General features: G+C 63.0%; 17 protein-coding genes. 9 read left to right on the top strand and 8 right to left on the bottom strand.

Annotated features, from left to right (window positions below):
* Positions 1–148: 148 nt before the first annotated feature.
* Positions 149–2,818 carry an aconitate hydratase AcnA gene (gene acnA, locus ACFOKF_RS12480; protein WP_380796002.1) on the top strand — a complete coding sequence of 890 codons (2,670 nt, stop codon included), beginning with the start codon at positions 149–151 and terminating at the stop codon, positions 2,816–2,818.
* A gap of 57 nt (positions 2,819–2,875) precedes the next feature.
* Here the strand turns inward: acnA and ACFOKF_RS12475 are convergent, their stop codons facing one another.
* Together ACFOKF_RS12475 and ACFOKF_RS12470 are read right to left on the bottom strand one after the other, a co-directional pair.
* The gene (locus ACFOKF_RS12475) at positions 2,876–3,586 is read right to left on the bottom strand and encodes a rhomboid family intramembrane serine protease (RefSeq protein WP_380796001.1); all 711 of its coding nucleotides are present in this window, start codon (positions 3,584–3,586) and stop codon (positions 2,876–2,878) included.
* Between the two features lie 4 nt (positions 3,587–3,590).
* A complete protein-coding gene (locus tag ACFOKF_RS12470) occupies positions 3,591–5,906 on the bottom strand; it encodes a GH92 family glycosyl hydrolase (RefSeq protein ID WP_380795999.1) in 2,316 nt (771 codons plus the stop codon).
* Between the two features lie 110 nt (positions 5,907–6,016).
* On the opposite strand from ACFOKF_RS12470, the gene ACFOKF_RS12465 reads away from it, so the two are divergent.
* Positions 6,017–6,718, top strand: coding sequence for a glutamine amidotransferase (locus ACFOKF_RS12465; protein ID WP_380795998.1), 702 nt, complete (start codon positions 6,017–6,019; stop codon positions 6,716–6,718).
* A gap of 377 nt (positions 6,719–7,095) precedes the next feature.
* Complete coding sequence (locus tag ACFOKF_RS12460; protein ID WP_380795996.1) at positions 7,096–8,448, top strand: glycoside hydrolase family 27 protein; 1,353 nt, start codon at positions 7,096–7,098, stop codon at positions 8,446–8,448.
* A gap of 88 nt (positions 8,449–8,536) precedes the next feature.
* Here ACFOKF_RS12460 and ACFOKF_RS12455 read toward each other — a convergent pair whose 3' ends face one another.
* Both ACFOKF_RS12455 and ACFOKF_RS12450 read right to left on the bottom strand, forming a co-directional pair.
* The gene (locus tag ACFOKF_RS12455; protein WP_380795995.1) at positions 8,537–10,198 is read right to left on the bottom strand and encodes a M28 family metallopeptidase; all 1,662 of its coding nucleotides are present in this window, start codon (positions 10,196–10,198) and stop codon (positions 8,537–8,539) included.
* Positions 10,199–10,400: 202 nt separating this feature from the next.
* Positions 10,401–11,057, bottom strand: a complete 657-nt coding sequence (locus tag ACFOKF_RS12450) for a glutathione S-transferase (protein ID WP_380795994.1) — start codon at positions 11,055–11,057, stop codon at positions 10,401–10,403.
* A 126-nt stretch (positions 11,058–11,183) separates the two neighbouring features.
* On the opposite strand from ACFOKF_RS12450, the gene ACFOKF_RS12445 reads away from it, so the two are divergent.
* Positions 11,184–12,407 carry a polyhydroxyalkanoate depolymerase gene (locus ACFOKF_RS12445; RefSeq protein ID WP_380795993.1) on the top strand — a complete coding sequence of 408 codons (1,224 nt, stop codon included), beginning with the start codon at positions 11,184–11,186 and terminating at the stop codon, positions 12,405–12,407.
* A gap of 135 nt (positions 12,408–12,542) precedes the next feature.
* A protein-coding gene (locus tag ACFOKF_RS12440) for an IS5 family transposase (protein ID WP_380797779.1) occupies positions 12,543–13,294 on the top strand; the annotation gives its coding sequence in 2 pieces (ribosomal slippage) (positions 12,543–12,873 and positions 12,873–13,294; 753 coding nt in all).
* A 225-nt stretch (positions 13,295–13,519) separates the two neighbouring features.
* Here the strand turns inward: ACFOKF_RS12440 and ACFOKF_RS12435 are convergent.
* From ACFOKF_RS12435 to ACFOKF_RS12425, 3 genes are all read right to left on the bottom strand, one after another.
* Positions 13,520–14,488: a fatty acid desaturase family protein gene (locus ACFOKF_RS12435; protein WP_380795992.1), complete on the bottom strand. Its 969-nt coding sequence runs from the start codon at positions 14,486–14,488 to the stop codon at positions 13,520–13,522.
* A gap of 102 nt (positions 14,489–14,590) precedes the next feature.
* Positions 14,591–15,325, bottom strand: a complete 735-nt coding sequence (locus ACFOKF_RS12430) for a GIN domain-containing protein (protein WP_380795991.1) — start codon at positions 15,323–15,325, stop codon at positions 14,591–14,593.
* Complete coding sequence (locus ACFOKF_RS12425; RefSeq protein ID WP_380795990.1) at positions 15,277–16,029, bottom strand: head GIN domain-containing protein; 753 nt, start codon at positions 16,027–16,029, stop codon at positions 15,277–15,279. Before ACFOKF_RS12425 ends, ACFOKF_RS12430 begins: the two co-directional genes overlap by 49 nt.
* A 115-nt stretch (positions 16,030–16,144) precedes the next feature.
* Between ACFOKF_RS12425 and ACFOKF_RS12420 the strand changes: the two genes are divergently transcribed.
* Positions 16,145–17,728, top strand: a complete 1,584-nt coding sequence (locus ACFOKF_RS12420) for a M28 family metallopeptidase (RefSeq protein WP_380795989.1) — start codon at positions 16,145–16,147, stop codon at positions 17,726–17,728.
* 176 nt (positions 17,729–17,904) lie between these two features.
* Here the strand turns inward: ACFOKF_RS12420 and ACFOKF_RS12415 are convergent, their stop codons facing one another.
* Positions 17,905–18,288 (bottom strand): VOC family protein, encoded by a 384-nt coding sequence (locus ACFOKF_RS12415; RefSeq protein ID WP_380795988.1) that lies wholly within the window; start codon positions 18,286–18,288, stop codon positions 17,905–17,907.
* Positions 18,289–18,374: 86 nt separating this feature from the next.
* On the opposite strand from ACFOKF_RS12415, the gene hisG reads away from it, so the two are divergent.
* From hisG to nusB, 3 genes are all read left to right on the top strand, one after another.
* Positions 18,375–19,037, top strand: a complete 663-nt coding sequence (gene hisG / locus ACFOKF_RS12410) for an ATP phosphoribosyltransferase (RefSeq protein WP_380795986.1) — start codon at positions 18,375–18,377, stop codon at positions 19,035–19,037.
* The gene (gene hisD, locus ACFOKF_RS12405) at positions 19,027–20,316 is read left to right on the top strand and encodes a histidinol dehydrogenase (RefSeq protein WP_380795985.1); all 1,290 of its coding nucleotides are present in this window, start codon (positions 19,027–19,029) and stop codon (positions 20,314–20,316) included. The genes hisG and hisD overlap by 11 nt, the downstream gene beginning before the upstream one ends.
* 100 nt (positions 20,317–20,416) lie before the next feature.
* Positions 20,417–20,863: a transcription antitermination factor NusB gene (gene nusB / locus ACFOKF_RS12400; protein ID WP_380795984.1), complete on the top strand. Its 447-nt coding sequence runs from the start codon at positions 20,417–20,419 to the stop codon at positions 20,861–20,863.
* The last annotated feature ends 6 nt before the right edge of the window (positions 20,864–20,869 follow it).

Genomic DNA, 20,869 nt, shown 5'->3' with positions numbered 1-20,869 from the left:
GATGCCCCAAATGATATGGCGGTGCAGCATCGGGACATACCTGCTTCGACCACGGGTTGCGGCGCTCCCTGCCACCTTGCCACTTGGCGAGCCTCTGGTGGAAATGCGCCATCCTCTGGCCGGGGCCATGTGAGGAGACGCACATCTTATGACAGCCATTGGACAGGATACCCTGGGCACGCGCGACACGCTGAATGTCGGCGGGAAGGACATCGGCTATTATTCGCTGAAGAAGGCTGCCGATAAGCTCGGCGATGTTTCGCGCCTGCCTTTCTCGATGAAGGTGCTCCTGGAAAATCTGCTCCGTTTCGAAGATGGCGTGACCGTCACCACGGACGATATTCAGGCGATTATCGACTGGCAGAATGATCGCGGCAAGGCCGAGCGCGAAATCCAGTATCGCCCCGCGCGCGTGCTGCTTCAGGACTTTACCGGCGTTCCCTGCGTGGTCGATCTGGCCGCCATGCGCGACGCGATGAATGCACTGGGCGCCGACGCCAGCAAGATCAATCCGCAGGTGCCCGTCCATCTCGTTATCGACCACTCGGTCATGGTCGATGAATTCGGCACGCCCAAGGCGTTCGAGCAGAATATGGAAATCGAATATCAGCGCAATATGGAGCGCTACGACTTCCTGAAATGGGGCAGCAAGTCCCTGGCCAATTTCTACGCCGTGCCCCCGGGCACCGGCATCTGCCATCAGGTCAATCTGGAAAATATCGCGCAGGGCGTCTGGTCGTCGGTCGATGCGGATGGCGCCACCGTCGCCTATCCCGACACCTGCGTCGGCACCGACAGCCACACCACCATGGTCAATGGCCTTGGCGTGCTGGGCTGGGGCGTAGGCGGGATCGAGGCCGAGGCCGCAATGCTGGGCCAGCCGGTATCGATGCTGATCCCCGAAGTGGTGGGCTTCAAATTTACCGGCAACCTCAAGGAGGGCGTGACCGCCACCGATCTGGTTCTCACCTGCACCCAGATGCTGCGCAAGCGCGGCGTCGTCGGCCGCTTCGTGGAATATTTCGGACCGGGCCTCGCCACCCTGTCGCTTGCCGACCGTGCGACGCTGGCCAATATGGCGCCCGAATATGGCGCGACCTGCGGCTTCTTCGGCATCGATGACAAGACGCTGGACTATATGCGCCTGACCGGCCGTCCCGATGACACTATCGCGCTGGTGGAAGCCTATGCCAAGGAGCAGGGATTCTGGATCGACCCTGACGCCGATCTGGTCTTTACCGACACGCTGGAATTGGACCTTGGGACCGTCGTCCCCAGCCTTGCCGGACCCAAGCGTCCGCAGGACCGTGTTTCGCTGCCCGAAGTCGATGATGTGTTCAACGCCGACATGGCCAATACCTACAAGAAGGCACAGACCCGCGTTCCGGTCGAGGGCAAGGATTTCGACATTGGCGACGGCGACGTCACCATCGCTGCGATCACCAGTTGCACCAACACATCGAATCCCAGCGTGCTGGTCGCCGCTGGCCTGGTTGCCAAAAAAGCGAACGAACTGGGCCTGAAGCCCAAGCCCTGGGTCAAGACCAGCCTCGCCCCCGGATCGCAGGTCGTCACCGACTATCTGGAAAAGGCTGGCCTTCAGTCGCATCTCGACGCGATCGGCTTCAATCTGGTGGGCTATGGCTGCACCACCTGCATCGGCAATTCGGGACCGCTGGCCGAACCCATCAGCAAGGCGATCAACGAAAATGGTCTGGTTGCCGCTGCCGTCATCTCCGGCAACCGCAATTTCGAAGGCCGCGTGTCGCCCGATGTGCGCGCCAATTTCCTTGCCAGCCCGCCGCTGGTTGTCGCCTATGCGCTCAAGGGTACGGTGATCGAGGATTTCATCACCACGCCCATCGGCCAAAGCAGCGACGGTCAGGACGTCTATCTCAAGGACATTTGGCCGACCAATGATGAAGTCGCGTCGACCATAGCGGGCGCTGTCGATCGTCAGATGTTCCAGGCGCGCTACGCCAATGTCTATAAGGGCGACGCGCACTGGCAGGCGATCGAAGTCACCGGGTCGGACACATATAAATGGCGCGCCGGATCGACCTATGTCGCCAATCCGCCCTATTTCGAAGGGCTGACCATGACCCCGGCGCCAGTCACAGACATTATCGACGCTATGCCGCTCGCCATCTTCGGCGATTCGATCACCACCGATCACATCTCGCCGGCTGGCTCGATCAAGGCTACCTCGCCTGCGGGGAAATGGCTGTCGGAGCATCAGGTCGCCCAGGCCGACTATAACAGTTATGGCTCGCGTCGTGGTCATCATGAAGTGATGATGCGCGGCACCTTCGCCAATATCCGCATCAAGAATCTGATGCTGGATGGCGTCGAAGGCGGCATGACCAGCTATAAGGGCGAAACCATGGCGATCTATGATGCCGCCATGGCGCACAAGGCTGATGGCACGCCGCTGGTCGTGATCGGCGGCAAGGAATATGGCACCGGCTCCTCGCGCGACTGGGCGGCCAAGGGCACCAACCTGTTGGGCGTCCGCGCCGTGATCGTAGAGAGCTTCGAGCGTATCCACCGTTCGAACCTGGTCGGCATGGGCGTTCTGCCTCTGGTGTTCAAGGATGGCCAGACCCGCGACACGCTGGGCCTTAAGGGCGATGACAGCTTCACCATCACCGATGTCGCCGACCTGAAGCCGCGTCAGGACGTGACCGTCAATGTGACCCGCGCCGATGGCTCGACCTTCAGCTTCACCGCACTGTGCCGCATCGATACCGTCAATGAGCTGGAATATTTCCTGAACGGCGGCATCCTGCAATATGTGCTGCGCAAGCTGGCTGCTTGACGGTCGTTTGTCTGTCTCTGATGAAAGGGCGTCGTTCGGTAGGACGGCGCCCTTTCATTATCCAACGCCTTCAAACGACGGAGTCTGTTTTGCAGTCGCCCGGATTAGGACCGGAGAGAGTAAAAGGCCAGCGATGAAACCGCCAAGATGGGCCTCCCAAGCAAGGCCGCCTGATCTATTGGTTAGCAGCGAAGGGAGGGTGAAGATCAGCAGGAGCCAGAAGTGGCTTTTGACGATGTCGATGGTGGCAGATGCCATGTCCCTTGACCATAGCGGAATGGGAGGAAAATTCACGGCGGGAAACCGTACGATGAGGCCGATGAGTCCAAAGATTGCGCCTGATGCACCCAGCATGGGAGTGGTTCCGTAAGGGTGAAAGGCGAGATAGGTAGCTGCTCCGACTAAGCCCGATAGCAAGAACAGGATATAGAATTTGGCCCAAGCGACGGCGTCGCCGCCCAGCCGTAATATCGTGACAGCGCTCAAACTGTATAGCGCGGTGCCATTCATTACGATGTGCATGATGGAGCCGTGCGCGAACATGTGCAGGATGATCGGCGCATATTGGCCTTGCCGCAGCTTTTGAGCCGAAATGGCCCAATCGACCATTCCATTCGAGAAAAAATAGAGGATGAAGGCCAGCGTCATCGGGGCGATGAGCAGTATGCCAGGTACATAGTGGTGCCATGGCAGCACGATCTCCTGGATGTCCAGATCATCCGTCGCTGCGACCTGGGCTTCGGGACCGTTGGTCTCGTTCAGAGACACAGGCTCACTGCTTCTCATAGCCCGTCATCGAATAGGGCCGCGCCTTCACGCCGGTTGCCCATGTCCTGTTGGGTGTCGCCTGCATCGTGAAGCGCAGTTCGCCGCCAGCCCGGATTTCCGCATCGGTGATGTAGCCCCGATCCAGCGCCTTGCCGTCCAGAGTCACCCGGCCGACATAGCGGTTCGCATCGGACAGGCCTTCGGCAATCACGGTGAAGCGCTGGCCGTTCGGTAATGTCATCTCCGCCCGCTCCACGAATGGCCGCCCGATCACATATTCATTGCTGCCCGGCGCCACCGGATAGAAGCCCAGCGCGGTGAAGACCAGCCAAGCGGACATCTGACCCAGATCGTCATTGCCCGCGAGGCCATCGGGCGTCGGCTTATACTGGCTGTCGACGATCTGCTTCAGCCGCTCCTGCGTGCGCCATGGCTGGCCGGCATAGCTGTAGAGATAGGCGACATGGTGGCTGGGTTCATTGCCGTGAATATATTGGCCGATCAGGCCGGATATATCCTCGGCATGGCTATAGTCGATCTTGCTATTGTCATAATCGAACATGGCGTCGAGCCTGGCCACGGTCTTCGCGTCGCCGCCGAGCAGGCGGAACAGCCCGCCCTGATCATGGGGCATGAACCAGCTATATTGCCAGGCATTGCCCTCCGTATAGTCGCTGCCATAGTTGATCGCGGTGGGGTCAAAGGGCGTGCGGAACGATCCGTCCGCTTTGCGCGCGCGCAGGAACCCGGTCTTCGCGTCGAAGCTGTTGCGCCAGTAGAGCGCCCGCTTCCCGAACCGTTCGGCCGTGGCCATATCGCCCAAATGCCGGGCAAGGCGGGCGATGGTCCAGTCGTCATAGGCATATTCGACCGTCTTGGATGCTGCCTCCGGCTCCCGGTCGATCGGTACATAGCCCAGCGTCATATAGTCTGACAGGCCGCCATAGGGCGCATAGTCGGCGCTGGCGACCATGGCCTTCAGCGCGCCGGCGCAGTCGATGCCCCTGATCCCCTTTAAACAGGCGTCGGCAATCACGGGAACCGCATGATAGCCGATCATGGTCCAGGTTTCCTTGCCGCCAAACTGCCAGACGGGGAGGATGCCGAACGGGCTGTTCTTCTGGCTGGCGATCAGAGAATTGACGAAATCGGCATTTTTCGCTTCGGGCTGGATCAGCGTCAGCAGCGGATGTTCGGCGCGGAACGTGTCCCACAACGAGAAGGTGGAATGCATGGTGAAACCCGCGCCGGCATGCACCTGATCATCCGGTCCGCGCCAGCGCCCGTCGGCGTCGCTCCACACGCTGGGCGCCATCAGGCTGTGATAGAGGGCGGTGTAGACATTGCGCCGCATCGGGGCAGGGGCGTCTATCTTTACCGCGCCCAGCGCCTGCGCCCATGCCGTGCGCGTCTTCGCGCGGATGATGTCGAAATCGCCCGGTTCGCTTTCCAGATTGGCGATCGCGCCATCCTCATCCACGCCCGACAGCGCGACCTTCACCTCCAATGGCTGCGTCAGCGCGCCGAAATCCAGCTGCGCCACCAGCGCGCGGCCAGCCAGCGCATCCAGCGTTTCCGGTCCACGCCCCGGTCCCTTGAACCCCTTGTAGAGTATGTCCTTCTCGGTGGTTACGAAGCGATGGCCGGTCAGCGGCGCGGAAAAGCGCATGGCAAAGAAGATGCGGCGCGGTGTTGCCCAGCCGCGCACTTCGCGCATTCCGGTGATCGTGCCGTCGGGCCGGATGCGGACCGACGACCAGAGGATCTTGCCGGGATAATCATAGATGATGGAGCGCAGGTCGATCACCAGATGCGCCGCCTTGCCCGCCGGGAAGGCATAGCGGTGGACGCCGATGCGCGTGCCCGCCGTCATTTCCGCGCGCACGCCCGCATCGGTCAGGGTGACGGCATAGTAACCGGGCGACGCAACCTCATCCGCTTTGCGGGAGCGGAAACCGGGCGTTTTTTCATCACCCGCTTCCAGCGGAACGCTGTCGCCGCTGACCGGCATGACCAGAAAATCGCCCAGATCGCTATGCCCCGCGCCCGAGAAATGGGTGTGTGAAAAGCCGAGGATCACCGGGTCTTCATGGCGATAGCCCGCTGCCCAGTTATAGGTCTGGCGCGCCGGTCCGACATGCGTGTCGGGCGATAATTGCACCATGCCGAAGGGGGCGACCGCGCCGGGGAAGGTGTGTCCTTCGCCCGATGTGCCGATGAAGGGATCGACCGCCGCAACCGGATCATGATCGGTCGTCTGAGCGAGGAGGGGCGCGGCAAAGAGGGAGCCTGCGAGCAGCGCGATGCGAAGGGCGTTCATGCGCCGGTTAGATCATGGCTGCGGCCTTTGGCCAATAGCGCTTATTTTACAGCCTCAAGAAAGGCTGGGGTGGCGGCTGGCGGCGGGATTGTCTAGCGTCCGAATCAGCAATGAAAAGAGCGTTGATCGTCCGTCATGTGCCGCGCGAGGGTGCGGCAGGGTATCTCCAGCCGATCGAGGCGGCGGGCTATCATATCGATCGCATTGATGTGGCCAGCCCGGACTTTGCCGGGGTGGATTTGTGCGATCCCGACCTGCTGATCATGATGGGCGGGCCGATGGGCGTCTATGAGCATGACCTGCATCCCTGGATTCCCGTGCAGATCGAAAAGCTGGCCGCGCGGCTGGCTGCCGACCGGCCGACCCTGGGCGTCTGTCTGGGCAGCCAGATGATCGCGGCGGCGCTGGGTGCGCGCGTCTATCCCGGCGGTCATATGGAACTGGGCTTTGCGCCGGTGACGGTCAACGGCGCGGGGGCCGGGTCGCCGCTGCGCCATATTGACGGCGTGCCGATCCTGCACTGGCACAGCGACACGTTCGACCTGCCCGACAATGTCGAACTGCTCGCTTCCACCGGCAAATATGCGCATCAGGCCTTTCGTCGTGGTCCGAACCTGCTGGCCCTGCAATTTCACGCGGAAATGGGGGAGGATCCGCGTTTCGAGGATTGGCTGACCCATTTCTGGGCCGATCTGGACGTGGCCCAGCAATGCGGCATCGCCCTGCGCGAAGATCATGCCCTGCACGGCCCGATCGCGGTGGCCGCCGGCCGCGCGATGATCGGCGAATGGCTGGCGGGGATTGCCGCCTAGAGCAGGCCTCATCGCACTCAAACTGCCGATAAAGCGACAAAAGCACCGCAAAATGCGCGTGGAATTGTCGCCTTATGTCGCTTTAGAGTTCGTTTGGAAAATGCGCGAAAGAGCGCATTTTCGGTGCGGGTGCGCCAGAGGCGCATTTTCAAACAGACTCTCAGCCGTGCTTGAGGAACCACTATACCCATGTCCTGTATCGACGATCGAAAGAGCCGATCGCAGGATGGCGGAGACCGGCGCTGTAGGACAGTAGTTGCCAGCCTGCATGGCCATTGCCGGGTGGGGAGTGACCCGCGAATGGAACCTCGCCACCTAAGACTGCTACGGCCTTGATCTTCGCGGCTGCCTGATATTAACTCCGACAAATGATGAGGATGAACTGGAAGGCCAGCCGCCGCGATATGATCGCAGGCGGCGTGGCGGGGCTGGCGGCTGCGGGCGCGGTGCGCGCGGGCGCAACATCAAGGGAAGCGGGCAAGGCGTTGCTCGCGCCACGGCCGCCCATGGGCTGGAACAGCTGGAACAGTTTCGCCACGACCATCACCGAAGCCCAGGCGCGCGAAACCGCGGCGATCATGGCGGAAAAGCTGCTGCCCTATGGCTATGACATCTTCACGGTGGACATTCAGTGGTATGAGCCGGAAGCGTCGAGCTATACCTATAATGCGAAACCCAGACCGGCGATGGACGACCATGGCCGGATGATCCCGGCGCCCAATCGTTTCCCCTCCAGCGCCGGGGGGAGGGGCTTTGCGCAACTGGCGAAGGATGTGCACGCGCTGGGCATGAAATTCGGCATCCATGTCATGCGCGGCATCCCTCGCGCGGCGGTGGAGGCGAATCTGCCGATACTGGGCACGTCCTATCGCGCCGCCGACATTGCCGACCGGGCCAGCATCTGTTCCTGGAACCCGGACATGTACGGCGTCGATATGACGCGGCCGGGTGCGCAGGCCTATTATGACAGCATCTTCCGCCTCTATGCCGACTGGGGCGTCGATTTCGTCAAGATGGACGATATGAGCCGCCCCTATGACGCGCATGCGCCGGAGATCGAGGCGGCGCACAAGGCGATCCAGGCGACGGGCCGCCCCATTATCCTCAGCCTCTCGCCGGGCGAAACGCCGGTGATCCGTGGCGATCATGTGCGGAAATATGCGCAGATGTGGCGCATCTCCGACGATTTCTGGGACGACTGGGCGATGCTGGAAGCTCAGTTTACCCGACTGGAGAATTGGACGCCTTATCGCGGGCCGGGATCATGGCCCGACGCGGACATGCTGCCGCTGGGCCGGCTGGCGCTGGGCGAGCGGGACACGCGCTTTACGCCGGATGAGCAGAAGACGCTGATGACCCTGTGGGCGATTGCGCGGTCGCCGCTGATCATGGGCGGCGATCTGCGGCATCTGGACATGGCGACGCTGGCGCTGCTGACCAATCGCGAGGTGCTGGCGGTCAATCAGGCGAGCCAGGGCAATTGCCCGCATTTCGTGGAGGATGGGGTGCGGGTCTGGTCGGCCGTGCCGGATGACGGGAAGGGGCGCTATCTCGCGCTGTTCAACACCGGCGACAAGGCGCGCAATGTTGGCGTGAAGCTGCGCGATCTGGGGATAAGCGGGCCGGTTGCGGTACGGGATTTGTGGGAAGGCAAGGCGCTGGGGCAGCAGACGGAACGGGTGTCCGCAATGGTGCCGGCGCATGGGGCGGCGCTGTATCGGCTGGGGTAAAAGGGCCGTTCGTTTCGAGCGAAGTCGAGAAACGGGAAGCGCCGTGCTGGCGGCTTCTCGACTTCGCTCGAAGCGAACGGAGATTGTTTTACTTCCGCGCCGCCGCGCTCTTGTCGCGCGCCGCCTTGAATTCCGATCCCGCTTTCCATTCGGGCCAGCGGGTCGAGTTCGCCAGATCGCGGCCGATGTCGAGCATCAGGTCCACATCCTGCGCTGCGCCGTCCAGCTTCCATGTGTCGTCCACCGCGTCGCACGCCTGATGATAGCATTTGCCGGTATAGGCATCGATCCACGCCTGACCCGCAGCGCGGCCGCCTTCGACCATGTCGGATGCGCCAGCAAGGCCCATCATCAGCAGCACGGGCACGCCGCGCTTGGCCATGGAAAAATGGTCGGCCCGGTAGAAAAGGCCGCGTTCGGGCAGACTTTCCTGCGTGATGACGCGGCCCTGCTTCGCCGCGAACTGCGCCAGATCATCCTCCAGGCTGTTCTGGCCCTTGCCGATCAAGATGACGTCCTTCGCCTTGCCGGCGGTCTGGAGCACGTCGATCGTCAGGTTCGCGACTGTCTTGTCGATCGGATAGACCGGGTTCTGGGCATAATGTTCGGACCCGAGCAGGCCGCGCTCCTCCGCTGTCCAGGCGGCAAAGACGACGGAGCGGTCGGGCGCGGGGCCAGCCTTGAAGGCGCGGGCGATTTCGAACAGGCCGGCCATGCCCAGCGCGTCGTCATTGGCGCCGGCGCGATAGATGCGGCCCTGCGCGTCGGGCGCGCCCTTGCCATAGGCGTCCCAGTGCGCGCCATACATGACCGTTTCATCCGGGCGTTTGGCGCCGGGGATGCGGGCGAGGACATTGGCGCTCTGCACGACTTCCTGCGTCACCGGGAAGGCGGCGGAGAAGGTCGCGCCCTTGAGTTCAACCGGCCTGAACCTGGCCGACCGGGCTTGCCTGCGCAGCGTTGCAAGGTCTTGCCCGGCGCCGGCGAACAGGGATTTGGCGGCTTCGCCTTCGACCCAGCCCTGTACCTGAAGGCTGGTCAGCTTGTCGGCGGGGCGGACGAGGTCGTAATTTTCGCCGCCGGGGCTGACCACCACATTCCAGCCATAGCCAGCACCCGGCGTGTCGTGGACGATCAGCGCGCCGATGGCGCCGCGCCGGGCGGCTTCCTCGAACTTGTAGGTCCAGCGGCCATAATAGGTCATGGTCTTGCCGCCGAACTTGCCGAACGGGTCTTCGCCCTTCGCCGCTTCAAAGTCCGGATCGTTGATCAGGAAGACGGCGATCTTGCCCTTGAGGTCCACGCCCTTGAAATCGTCCCAGCCGCGTTCGGGGGCGGATACGCCATAGCCGACGAAGACCAACGGCGCATTGGCCACGGCCACCTTGTCCCTGGGCTGGAGGGTGGAGAGATAGACTTGGCGGCCGAAGGTCCAGGGGGTGGCGGCGCCATTTTGCGCGACCGACAGCGTTTCCGACTGGCCGAGGCGGGTGTGGAGCAGCGGCACCGTCTGCACCCACTGGCCGTCCGGCCCGCCCGGCGCCAGACCCAGTTGTTCGAAACGAGCGACCAGATAGCCGATCGTGCGCTCTTCGCCGATCGTGCCGGGCGCGCGGCCCTGAAACAGGTCGGACGCCAGCGTGCGGACCGATTGTTCCAGACGCTGCGGATCGGTCGTCTGGGCGGCGAGGGCGGAGGGAAGAAGGGCGGCGGTCAGGCCAAGGGCCAGAGCAAGGGTGCGAATGGTCATGCCCCGTGCCTTAGCCCCCGGCCTGCGCAGGGGGAAGGGGGAGCGACCGTTTGAGAATATTGCAGGTCGGTCTGGCGGCGCTTTTGCACGCTGGCAGCGTCGCGATCTCACCACGATGTCCCGGCATCGCGGTTTCGATCGCTCCTTGCCAGCGCACAAAATCCCTCGCCAGCCCTCAACCGCACTATTCTCAAACGGTCTCTTAAAACTCGATTTCGAGTTCGACCATTTCCTCCGGCTCCGCCCGTGCGGCGTCGATCCATTCGCGCATCAGCGGCCAGCTGTTGATCGTCTGGCAATAGTCGGCCGAGGTGGGGGACACCGGCACGGCATAGGTCAGGAAGCGCTGGGCCACCGGCGCGAACATGGCGTCGGCCACGGTCGGCGTGTCGCCGAACAGCCAGGGACCGCCATAATGGTCGATACATTCCTGCCAGATCGTTTCGACCCGTTCGATGTCCGCCTTCGCGCCTGAAAAGATCGGGAAACGGGCGTGCCGCACCTTCAGGTTCATGGGCAGGGCGGAGCGCAGATTGGCGAAGCCCGAATGAATTTCGCCAGACACCGATCGGCAATGGGCGCGGGCGATACGGTCGGCCGGATACATGGCGACCTGCGGATAAAGCTCATGCAGATATTCGGCGATCGCCAGCGTGTCCCATACGCTCGCCCCTTCATGGGTGAGTCGCGGCACCAGCACCGATGGGGAGAGCAAAAGCAGCTCCGCGCGGTTCTCGGGATCGTCCAGCGCCACCAGTTTTTCGACGACCTGAAGCCCGGCAAGGCGGCATAACAGCCATCCGCGCAGGGACCAGGAGGAATAATTCTTACTGGAAAGAGTGAGTTCCGCGACCGCCATGCCTTTCCTCCCGCTTTGGACCAACGTCCCATTTATGATGATGCGGCGCAACACAAAAAGACTGTATAGCGTTTGTACAAAATACCGATTCGGTTCGCGGACACAGATTAAGGCTCAATCGTTACTATGCGCATGCTTTACAGTGGGTATCAGGCCTGGAACGACATGCTGGCTCCGGCGCGGATGGGCGCTCAATGGGCGCTGGGCATGCGGGACAAGATGGGGCCGATGGCCGACTGGGCGATGCCCCGGCGCATGTTTGCGTTGATGGATGTGTTCCAGGGCGCGAAGCTGACGCACAAGCGGCCGGCCTATGACATCCACACCGTCCAGAGCGGCAATGCGGACGTTTCGGTGCGCGAGGAAGTGGCGCTCGACCTGCCATTTGGCGACCTGCTGCATTTCGTGAAGGATGAGGTGGAGGCGCACCAGCCCAAGGTGCTGGTGGTCGCGCCTATGTCCGGCCATTTTTCGACGCTGTTGCGCAGCACGGTCGCGACGTTGCTGCGCGATCATGATGTTTACATCACCGACTGGAAGAATGCGCGCGACGTGCCGCTGGAGGCCGGGCGCTTCGGCTTTGACGACTATGTCGACTATGTGATCCGTTTCTTGCAGGAACTGGGCGAGGGCGCGCATCTGGTGTCGGTATGCCAGCCCTGCGTGCCGGCGCTGGCCGCGGTGGCGCTGATGTCGGAGGACAAGGACAAGGCGACCCCGAAGTCGATGACCTTGATGGGCGGGCCGATCGACCCCAATGCCGCGCCGACCGTGGTGAATGATCTGGCCAATGAAAAACCGATCCAGTGGTTCGAGGAGAATCTGATTTCGGTCGTGCCGTTCCGCTATGCCGGGCGCGGGCGCGAAGTCTATCCGGGCTTCCTGCAACTGTCGGCCTTCGTGTCGATGAACATGTCGCGCCATGGCAGCCAGCATCGCGAACTCTATCAACTGCTGGCCGACGGCAAGGTCGAGGAAGCCGACAAGATCAAGGATTTCTACGGCGAATATTTTGCCGTGCTGGACATGACCAAGGAATTCTATCTGGAAACCGTGGACATGGTGTTCCAGCGGACCTTGCTGTCCAAGGGCGAACTGACCGTGCGCGGCCGCAAGATCAATCCGGGGGCGATCCGCAAGACGGCGTTGCTGACCGTCGAAGGCGAAAAGGACGATGTTTGCGCCGTCGGCCAGACGTCGGCCGCCCATACGCTGTGCACCGGCCTGCGTCCGCATTTGAAGCGCCATCATCTCCAGCCGGGTGTGGGCCATTATGGCGTTTTTTCCGGCAGCAAATGGGAAAAGCAGGTCTATCCGCAGGTGCGGAACATGATCCTGGCGATGAACTGACGGCGTTTCGCCAGTCAGGCGTCCACATGCCGGTGTTTGGTGATGGCGGCGCTTAACGTCGCATATTTCCCGCCGAATTAAGGGTTGTGGGGATTTAGGATTCCCATTTATCTGGATATGTGATTCATGTTGTGGATGGATCGCTTTGTACTGACCGACGCCCAATGGGCGAAGATGGAGCCACATTGTCTGGGGAAGGTCAGCGATCCTGGACGCAGCGGCAAGAACAATAGGCTATTCATGGAAGCGGTGTTGTGGATTGTCCGAACGGGCAGTCCATGGCGCGACCTGCCAGCACAGTTCGGCAATTGGAGTACGGCGTTTCGACGCTTTCGCGATTGGCGCGAAGCGGATGTTTTCAAGCGGATTTTCGATGCTTTGTCGGATCAGCCTGACATGGAATACGCTATGATCGATGCCACCATCGTCAAAGTTCATCGTCATGGACAAGGCGCAAAAGGGGGACTTCGAGCCAGGCCATCGGCCGCTCCAAAGGCGGCATGACGACCAAGATATTGGCGCTCACCGACGCCTTGGGCAACCTGGTGCGCTTCCGTCTGATGCCGGGCAATCGCTTCGATAGCGTTGGTGTTGCACCGCTGATCGAAGGCGTCGAGTTCGGAGCGTTGCTCGCCGACAAGGCTTTCGACAGCAACGACATCATTACCGATCTCAACCAACGCGGCGCCAAGATCGTTATCTCTCAGCACCCTCGCCGCGCCATACCCATCCCGCTCGACGCCGAAATGTACAAATGGCGACACCTGATCGAAAACTTCTTCTGTAAACTCAAAGAGTTCAAGCGCATCGCCATGCGCGCATGCAAAACTGATCGCAGCTTCGAGGCCATCATCTACCTCGCTGCTGCCGTCATCAACTCAAGATGAATCCCCACAACCCTTAGAGCATCGTGCGGAAAAGTGGGAACCGGTTTTCCGCTTAAAACGATGCGACAACAAAAACTTAGAGCATGCGGTCCGCGTCGAATTTAACGCAGCATGCTCTAGACATTTTCTGGCGCAAACCGGACATTATGTTGCGCGTCGATCTCCGTTCGAAATGGGCGGTCGCGCTTTTCCCTGCTGCCATATATGCCGCCCGTAGGACAGCTGTCACCTCTTGCCCATCAACTCGCGGATCACGCCCCAATAGCCGCGGGTGACATGGGCGTCCGCCGCATAGGCCGGGTCGCGCATCAGTTCGCCGTGCAGCCGGCGGAGGTTGTGGCCGGGGACGGAGGGGAAGAGGTGATGTTCCAGATGATAGCTGACGTTGATCGGGCCGATCAGCAGGCGATCGAGCAGGGTGGGGATGACGGTGCGGGTGCCGTTGAGTTCGCGCGTGTCGGCCACGCCATTATGTTCGGCCATCGCGCGGATGCGGTTGAAGATGTTGGCCCAGAGATATTGGGGGATCAGGAACAGCCCCAATACCTGCCAGCGCCAGGGCGACCAGAGGATCAGCCCATAGACCACCACCGCCCACACGACATAGCGGATGCGCAGGGACAGCGGGAAATTATAGCCGAAGCGGCCGGGATTGTGGAAATTGGCGAGCGGCGACCAGACCCGCGCGGCGCGGGCGACGCGATAATAGTTCAACCCGAACAGGCTGCGCAGGAACAGGCGCAGCATGCCCCGGCCGCTTTTGGGAAAATGCTGGTCGGGATCCTTGCGCTGGACCCGATAATCATAGTCCTGCGGCGTGTTGGTATGGCGATGATGCACCATATGGGCGACGCGATAGAGATGGATGGAGAGGGCCAGCGGATAGGCGACGAACAGGTCGCCGATCAGATCGTTGATGCGCCGGTTGCTGAACAACAGCCCATGACAGGCTTCATGCATCATCACCGCCAGACACTGGATGCGGGTGCCGATGACAAGGCCGGCGAGCAGATAGACCGCGACATGATCGGCCCGGATCGCGACCGCGCAGGCGGCGGCCATCACCACCCATTGAAACGCCAGCAATATCGCGTTGCGCCCATTGGGTACGACCGACAAGCGCCGCACCAGCGGCAGGGCGTTGCGCCGGGCATAGCGATAGCCGGGCGGTCGTGCGCTGGTGATGTTGATCATGGGCCTGTGCCTCCCGCTGCTGCATCAGCCTGACGGTGAGGCTATGGACGGGGCAGGGCAGCGTCAACCTTGGCGCGGCTCAACTGTCTGACATTGCAGTGCTCAATAGGTTTCGCCGCCGCACAGCACGCGGCCGACGCCGCGATTGTCGACGCTGCACGCGGGTTTGCCGGCGATGGTGACATTGCCCGATCCGGTGGCGATGATCTTTGCCGTGACGTCGGTGGTCAGGGTCAGGCTGCCCGCGCCGTCATTGGTTATGGTCGCCTGCCGCGCCCGCAGCGGTTCGGCGGCGATCGTGCCGGGACCGGACAGGCGGATGGTGGCGACGCCGGCCCGGCCATTGAGCGCCACGCGCCCGCCGCCCGCCATCGTGACGCCGATCTGGTCGAGGTCGACCGCCGCCACGCTGACATCGCCATTGCCGCCGACGATGATGTCGCCGCGCAGCCCCTTCATCCGGTTGATCGACAGCGACCCGCCGCCTGCCAGCATCACCCGCTCCAGCGCGCCGGTTGACAGGCGCAGCGTGGCCGCGCCGCCGCTCTTCGTTCCATTGCGCGCGCGATCGGCGGTGATGGTGAGCAGCCGGCCCGATACGTCCAGTTTCAGCCGGTCGAGCATCGCCTGATCGCCCTCCGCCCGCGCCGATGCGCCCGCGCCGGTGGTCAGGATGATGGTCACGGGCGCTTCGACCCGGATCGCATCGAAACTGGTGATGGTGAAGCCGCGCGTCGCCGCACCGGCGGGCGCGGCGATCATCAGGCCGGCAATCAGACCCGCCGCGCTCAGGGCGCGCAGCGCGCTTCGCCCGGTCCCACACCCTTGGTCGTGCATTGCGCCTTGCCCTTCACTGTCACGTCGCCCGGTCCCATGATGCTGATAGCGACCTGGCCGTCGGAGGCAATGTCGATGTCGCCCGCGCCCAATATGTCGATCTTCGCCCGGCCGACCTTCAGCGCTTCGGCATCGATATCGCCCGCGCCGGTGATGGACAGGGTCGCTTCGTCGGCGGCGCCTGCGATCTTGACCGATCCCGCGCCGGTAATGTCGGTGCTGAGCGATTTCAGTTTCACCGCCCCGATGCGGAAATCGCCCGCGCCGGTGAGCGAGAGGGACAGGCTATCGCCTTCCGCCTTGTCGAGGTCAAAATCGCCCGCGCCGGTCAGGTCGGCGGAGCGGATGGCGGGCATGGTGACATGAACGGTCGCGCCCCGGTCGCCATCCTTGCGGTCCCAACTCCAGTTGCCCTTCGACTTGCGGCCGATCACCAGCTTGTCGCCCTGAACCTTGATGTCGAGATCGGCGACCGCCTGCGCATCGCCATCGGCCTTGACCGAGAAGGTGCTGCCGATGGTGACGGCGACATTGTCCGGCCCGGTCGCGTCGATCGCGGTAAAGTCCTTGAGGCTCGACCAGTCCTGGGCCGAACGGGCGACTTCGTCGGCCGCCGGCGTCTCGTCGGTGCGCGAACAGGCGCTGGTCGACAGGGCCATGCCGGCTGCGACCAGAGCGATCAGGGGAAGGGAGCGGGGCATCATCGGTCTCCTATGTGTATTGCGACTATAATACACATCCGGGGTGGCGGTTCCAAGCCCCTTGTTCGTCGGGCTTCTTCAAGCAAGATTAGTATATTGAAATCGCGGAGTCTCCCCCATGCGCCTGTCCCTCATCGCCCTGCCGCTGCTGGCGCTCGCCGTCCCGGCTCATGCCGAAACCGATGAAGAGAAGGGCGCGCGCTGGTGGAGCCATGTGCAGGCGATCGCCAATGACGGGATGGAAGGGCGCGGCACCGGCACGCCGGGCTATGATCGCGCGGCCGACTATGTGATCGGGCAATTGCAGGCGCTGGGGCTGAAGCCCATGGGCGTGGACGGCTACAAGCAGCCGGTCGCCTTTGTCGAGCAGGTCATCCAGTCGGACCAGAGCAGCGCGTCGCTGGTCGGGCCGCAGGGGGCGGTGACGCTGGCGGTGCCGGGCGACCTCATCTTTTCGGGCGGCGGCGGGCCGGTGCCCGAAAGCATCGACGCGCCGATGGTGTTTGCCGGCTATGGCCTGCACCTGCCCGAAGCGGGGCATGATGATTTTGCCGGGCTGGACCTGAAGGGCAAGATCGTCGTGGTGCTGTCTGGCGGGCCGGCGACGATTTCGGGCGCGCTCAAATCGCACGCCCGGTCGGAGCGGGCGCACTGGCTGGCGCAGCAGGGCGCAGTCGGCCTCATCACGCTGGTGACGCCAGGGCAGGTGGAAATTCCGTGGGTGCGCCGGGTCGCGCTGGCCAGCGCGCCGGCGCTTTATTATGCCGATGCGACGCTGCGTGATACGGGTGCGGCTTTCCTGGGCGCGCAGTTCGATCCGGCCAAATCGGCGATGTTCTTTGAAGGAACGGGGCAGGATTTCGCAAAGATCGCCGCCGCTGCTGACGCCTCCGCGCCGGTCGCCAGCTTCCCGCTGGCGCTACGCTTCAAGGCGCAGGTGGCGGCCAGGCGCCGGGATCTGTCCTCGCCCAATATCGTGGCGGTCATGCCCGGCAGCGATCCGAAGCTGCGCAGCGAATATGTCGTCCTGTCCGCCCATCTGGACGGCTATGGCGTCGGCACGCCGATGAAGGGCGACGCCATTTATAATGGCGCGTTCGACAATGCGTCGGGCGTCGCCAGCCTGCTGGAAATCGCGCGGGCGCTGAAGGCCGGGAAGGAGAAGCCGAAACGATCGATCCTGTTCACCTTCGTCACGGCCGAGGAAAAGGGCCTGCTGGGCGCGCGCTATTTTGCGCGGCGGCCCACCGTGCCGCAGAAGGCGATCGTCGCCGACCTCAATTTCGACATGGCGCTGCCCATCTTCCCGCTGACCGCCGTCACGCCGATCGGCTATGACCAGAGCAGCCTGGGGCAGGATGCGGCGGCGGTCAGCGCGGCGATGAACCTGCCGATCACGCCGGATCCCTTCCCGGATCGCAACGTCTTCATCCGGTCGGACCAATATGCCTTCATTCGCGAAGGCATTCCCGCGCTGTTCTTCAAATATGGGTTCAAGGCGGGCACGCCCGAAGCGGAGACGGAGAAGGCGTGGCGCGCCAACCTCTATCATTCGCCCTTCGACGATTTGAACCAGCCGGTTCTGCCGGCCGAAACGGCGAAGCTGAATGATTATGTCACCGCCGTCACCCTGCGCGTCGCGAACAGCCCGGCGCGGCCAAGCTGGAATGCGGACAGCTTCTTCAAACGCTTCGCTAAGTAGGGGAGGCGGACTTCACATTTAATCCGTTCGCCCTGTTCGACCGAGACACTTGTCTCGGCCGAATGTCGAAGAGCTGTACTTCCTTTCAAAGTTCAAAGGAAAACAGGGCTTCGACAAGCTCTCCTGAGCGAAGTCGAAGGGCCGAACGGGGGACTTTTGATCCGGTGTATGCCGCGTCACGCCGCCCGTTCATACAATTCCAGCGGCAGGCCGTCGGGATCGGTGAAGAAGGTGAAGCGCTGATCGGTATAGGGATCGATGCGGATGGGTTCGCACGCCACGCCCGCTGCGCTCAGCCGCGCGACCTCCGCATCGATGTCGTCGATCAGGAAGGCCAGATGGCGCAGCCCGCAAGCTTCCGGGCGGCTGGGGCGGGCAGGGGGCGTGGGAAAGGAAAACAGCTCGATCTGGGCATTCCCCGCGTCGAGATCGCATTTCCACGATTCCCGTTCGGCGCGCCACACTTCGCGGATGACGGGAAAGCCCACTATGTCGCGATAAAAAGCGCGCGAGCGTTCATAGTCGGAACAGATGATGGCGATATGATGGATGCAGCGCATGGCGGCGGCTTAGCGCAGAAGCCGGACGGTTGGAACAGGCGCGCAACCTTGCCCTTTTGCGCCCCGGCGCGTAAGGCGCGCGCGTCATGACTCGCTCCCTCACCTTCGCCATCCCCAAGGGCCGCATCCTTGATGAAGCGCTGCCCCTGCTCGCCAAAGCCGGTATCGAACCGGAGGCGGAGTTTCATGACAAGAAGAGCCGCGCGCTGCGTTTCGCCACCAACCGGCCCGATGTGTCGATCATCCGCGTGCGCGCCTTCGACGTCGCCACCTTCGTCGCCCATGGCGCGGCGCAGATCGGCATCGTCGGTTCCGATGTGGTGGAAGAGTTTAATTACTCCGAACTTTATGCGCCCGTCGACCTCGACATCGGCCATTGCCGCCTGTCCGTCGCCGAGCCGGTCGACGCCGCTGACGAAGATCAGGCGGCGATGAGCCATGTGCGCGTCGCGACCAAATATCCGCACCTCACCTGCCGCTATTATGAAGCGCGGGGGCTTCAGGCCGAATGCGTGAAGCTGAACGGCGCGATGGAACTCGCGCCATCGCTGGGCCTGTCGCGTCGCATCGTGGACCTTGTGTCGTCGGGCGCGACGCTCAAGGCCAATGGTCTGGTGGAAACCGACATCATCATGCAAATCAGCGCGCGCCTGATCGTCAACCGCGCCGCCTACAAGATGCGGTCGGCTGAACTGACGCCGCTGATCGACGCCTTCCGCGCCGCCGTGGGGGTGAAGGATGCCGTTTAAGCTCTCCACCACTGACGCCGATTTCGCGTCCGCCTTTACCGCGCTGGTCGATGCCCGGCGGGAAGCGGACGAGGATGTGTCGCGCGATGTGTCCGCGATCCTGAAGGCCGTGCGTGCGGGGGGCGACGCAGCGCTGGCCGACTATACCCAGCGTTTTGACCGGCATGACCTGAATGTCAGCGGCTGGGCGGTGACGGCGGCGGAAACCCGCGCGGCGCTCGATGGGCTTTCGACAGAATTGCGCGACGCGCTGGAACTCGCGGCTGCGCGCATCACCGCCTATCATGAAAAGCAGAAGCCGGTGGACAGCGACGGCGTGGACAGCGCCGGCGTGCGTCTGGGCGCGCGCTGGAGCGCGGTTGACGCCGCAGGCCTCTATGTGCCGGGCGGGCGGGCTGCTTACCCCAGTTCGCTGCTGATGAATGTGATCCCCGCCAAGGTCGCGGGCGTGCAGCGCATCGCCATGGTCACGCCGACCCCCAATGGCGAGATCAACCCGCTTGTCCTCGCCGCCGCGCAGATTGCGGGGATCGAGGAAATCTGGCGGGTAGGGGGCGCGCAGGCCGTCGCCGCACTTGCCTATGGCACCGACCGGATCAGGCCCGTCGACGTCATCACTGGTCCGGGCAACGCCTGGGTCGCCGAAGCCAAGCGCCAGCTTTATGGCGTGGTCGGCATCGACATGGTGGCTGGCCCGTCCGAGATCGTCGTCGTCGCCGATGGCAAGAATGATCCCGAATGGACCGCTGCCGATCTGCTCAGCCAGTCGGAGCATGATCCGACCAGCCAGTCGATCCTGTTCACCGACGATGCGGTCTTTGCCGATGCGGTGGCGCAGGCGGTGGAGCGCCAGATACCGGCGCTTTCGACCAGCGCCGTCGCCCGCGCCAGCTGGGACGCCAATGGCGCGATCATCGTCGTGCGCGATCTGGACGAGGCGATGCCGCTGGTCGACCGGCTCGCGGCCGAACATCTGGAACTGGCCGTGGACGATCCCGACCGCTATTTCGCGCAGGTCCGCCATGCCGGGTCCGTCTTCCTTGGGCGCATGACGCCGGAAGCGGTGGGCGATTATGTCGCCGGGCCGAACCATGTGCTGCCCACCGGCCGCCGCGCGCGCTTCTCCTCGGGTCTGTCCGTGCTCGACTTCATGAAGCGCACCAGCTTCCTCAGCCTGACGCCCGCCGCCATCGGCGCGATCGGCCCCGCCGCCGTCGCGCTGGCGCAGGCCGAAGGGCTGCCAGCCCATGCCGCTTCGGTGGCTTTGAGATTACAATAACCCCCGTTCGCCCTGAGCGAAGTCGAAGGGCCGTATTTTCTTCATGAAGGAAGAACGAGGCTTCGACAGGCTCAGCCCGAACGGTTTATATAGGACCGCTATGAACGACCGCTCCAAATCCCGCTCCGCCGCGCGCCTTGCCGCGGTGCAGGCGCTTTACCAGCTCGAAATGGAGGGCACGCCCGTCCATATCCTGCTGCATGAATTTCATCAGCACCGCCTGGGCGCGACGATCGAGGACGTCACCTATGCGCAGGCGGAGGAGCCTTTCTTCGACGATATCGTGCAGGGCGTGGATCGTCGTCGCGGCGAGATTGACGCGTTGATCACGGCGCGCCTATCCAGCGGCTGGAGCCTCGACCGGCTGGACAAGCCGATGCGCCAGATTTTGCGCGCGGGCGCCTATGAACTGCTGGCCCGCGCCGATATCGGCACCGGCACCGTCATCAGCGAATATGTCGATGTCGCCCACGCATTCTACGACAAGCGCGAAGCGGGCTTCGTCAACGGCCTGCTCGACGGCGTGTCGAAGGACGTGCGCAAGTAAAGCCTT

Source organism: Sphingobium rhizovicinum (genome assembly GCF_042647625.1).
GTDB classification, from domain to species: Bacteria; Pseudomonadota; Alphaproteobacteria; order Sphingomonadales; family Sphingomonadaceae; genus Sphingobium; species Sphingobium rhizovicinum.
The sequence above is the reverse complement of the archived record's forward strand: the minus strand, read 5'-3'. Positions and strand labels throughout refer to the sequence as shown.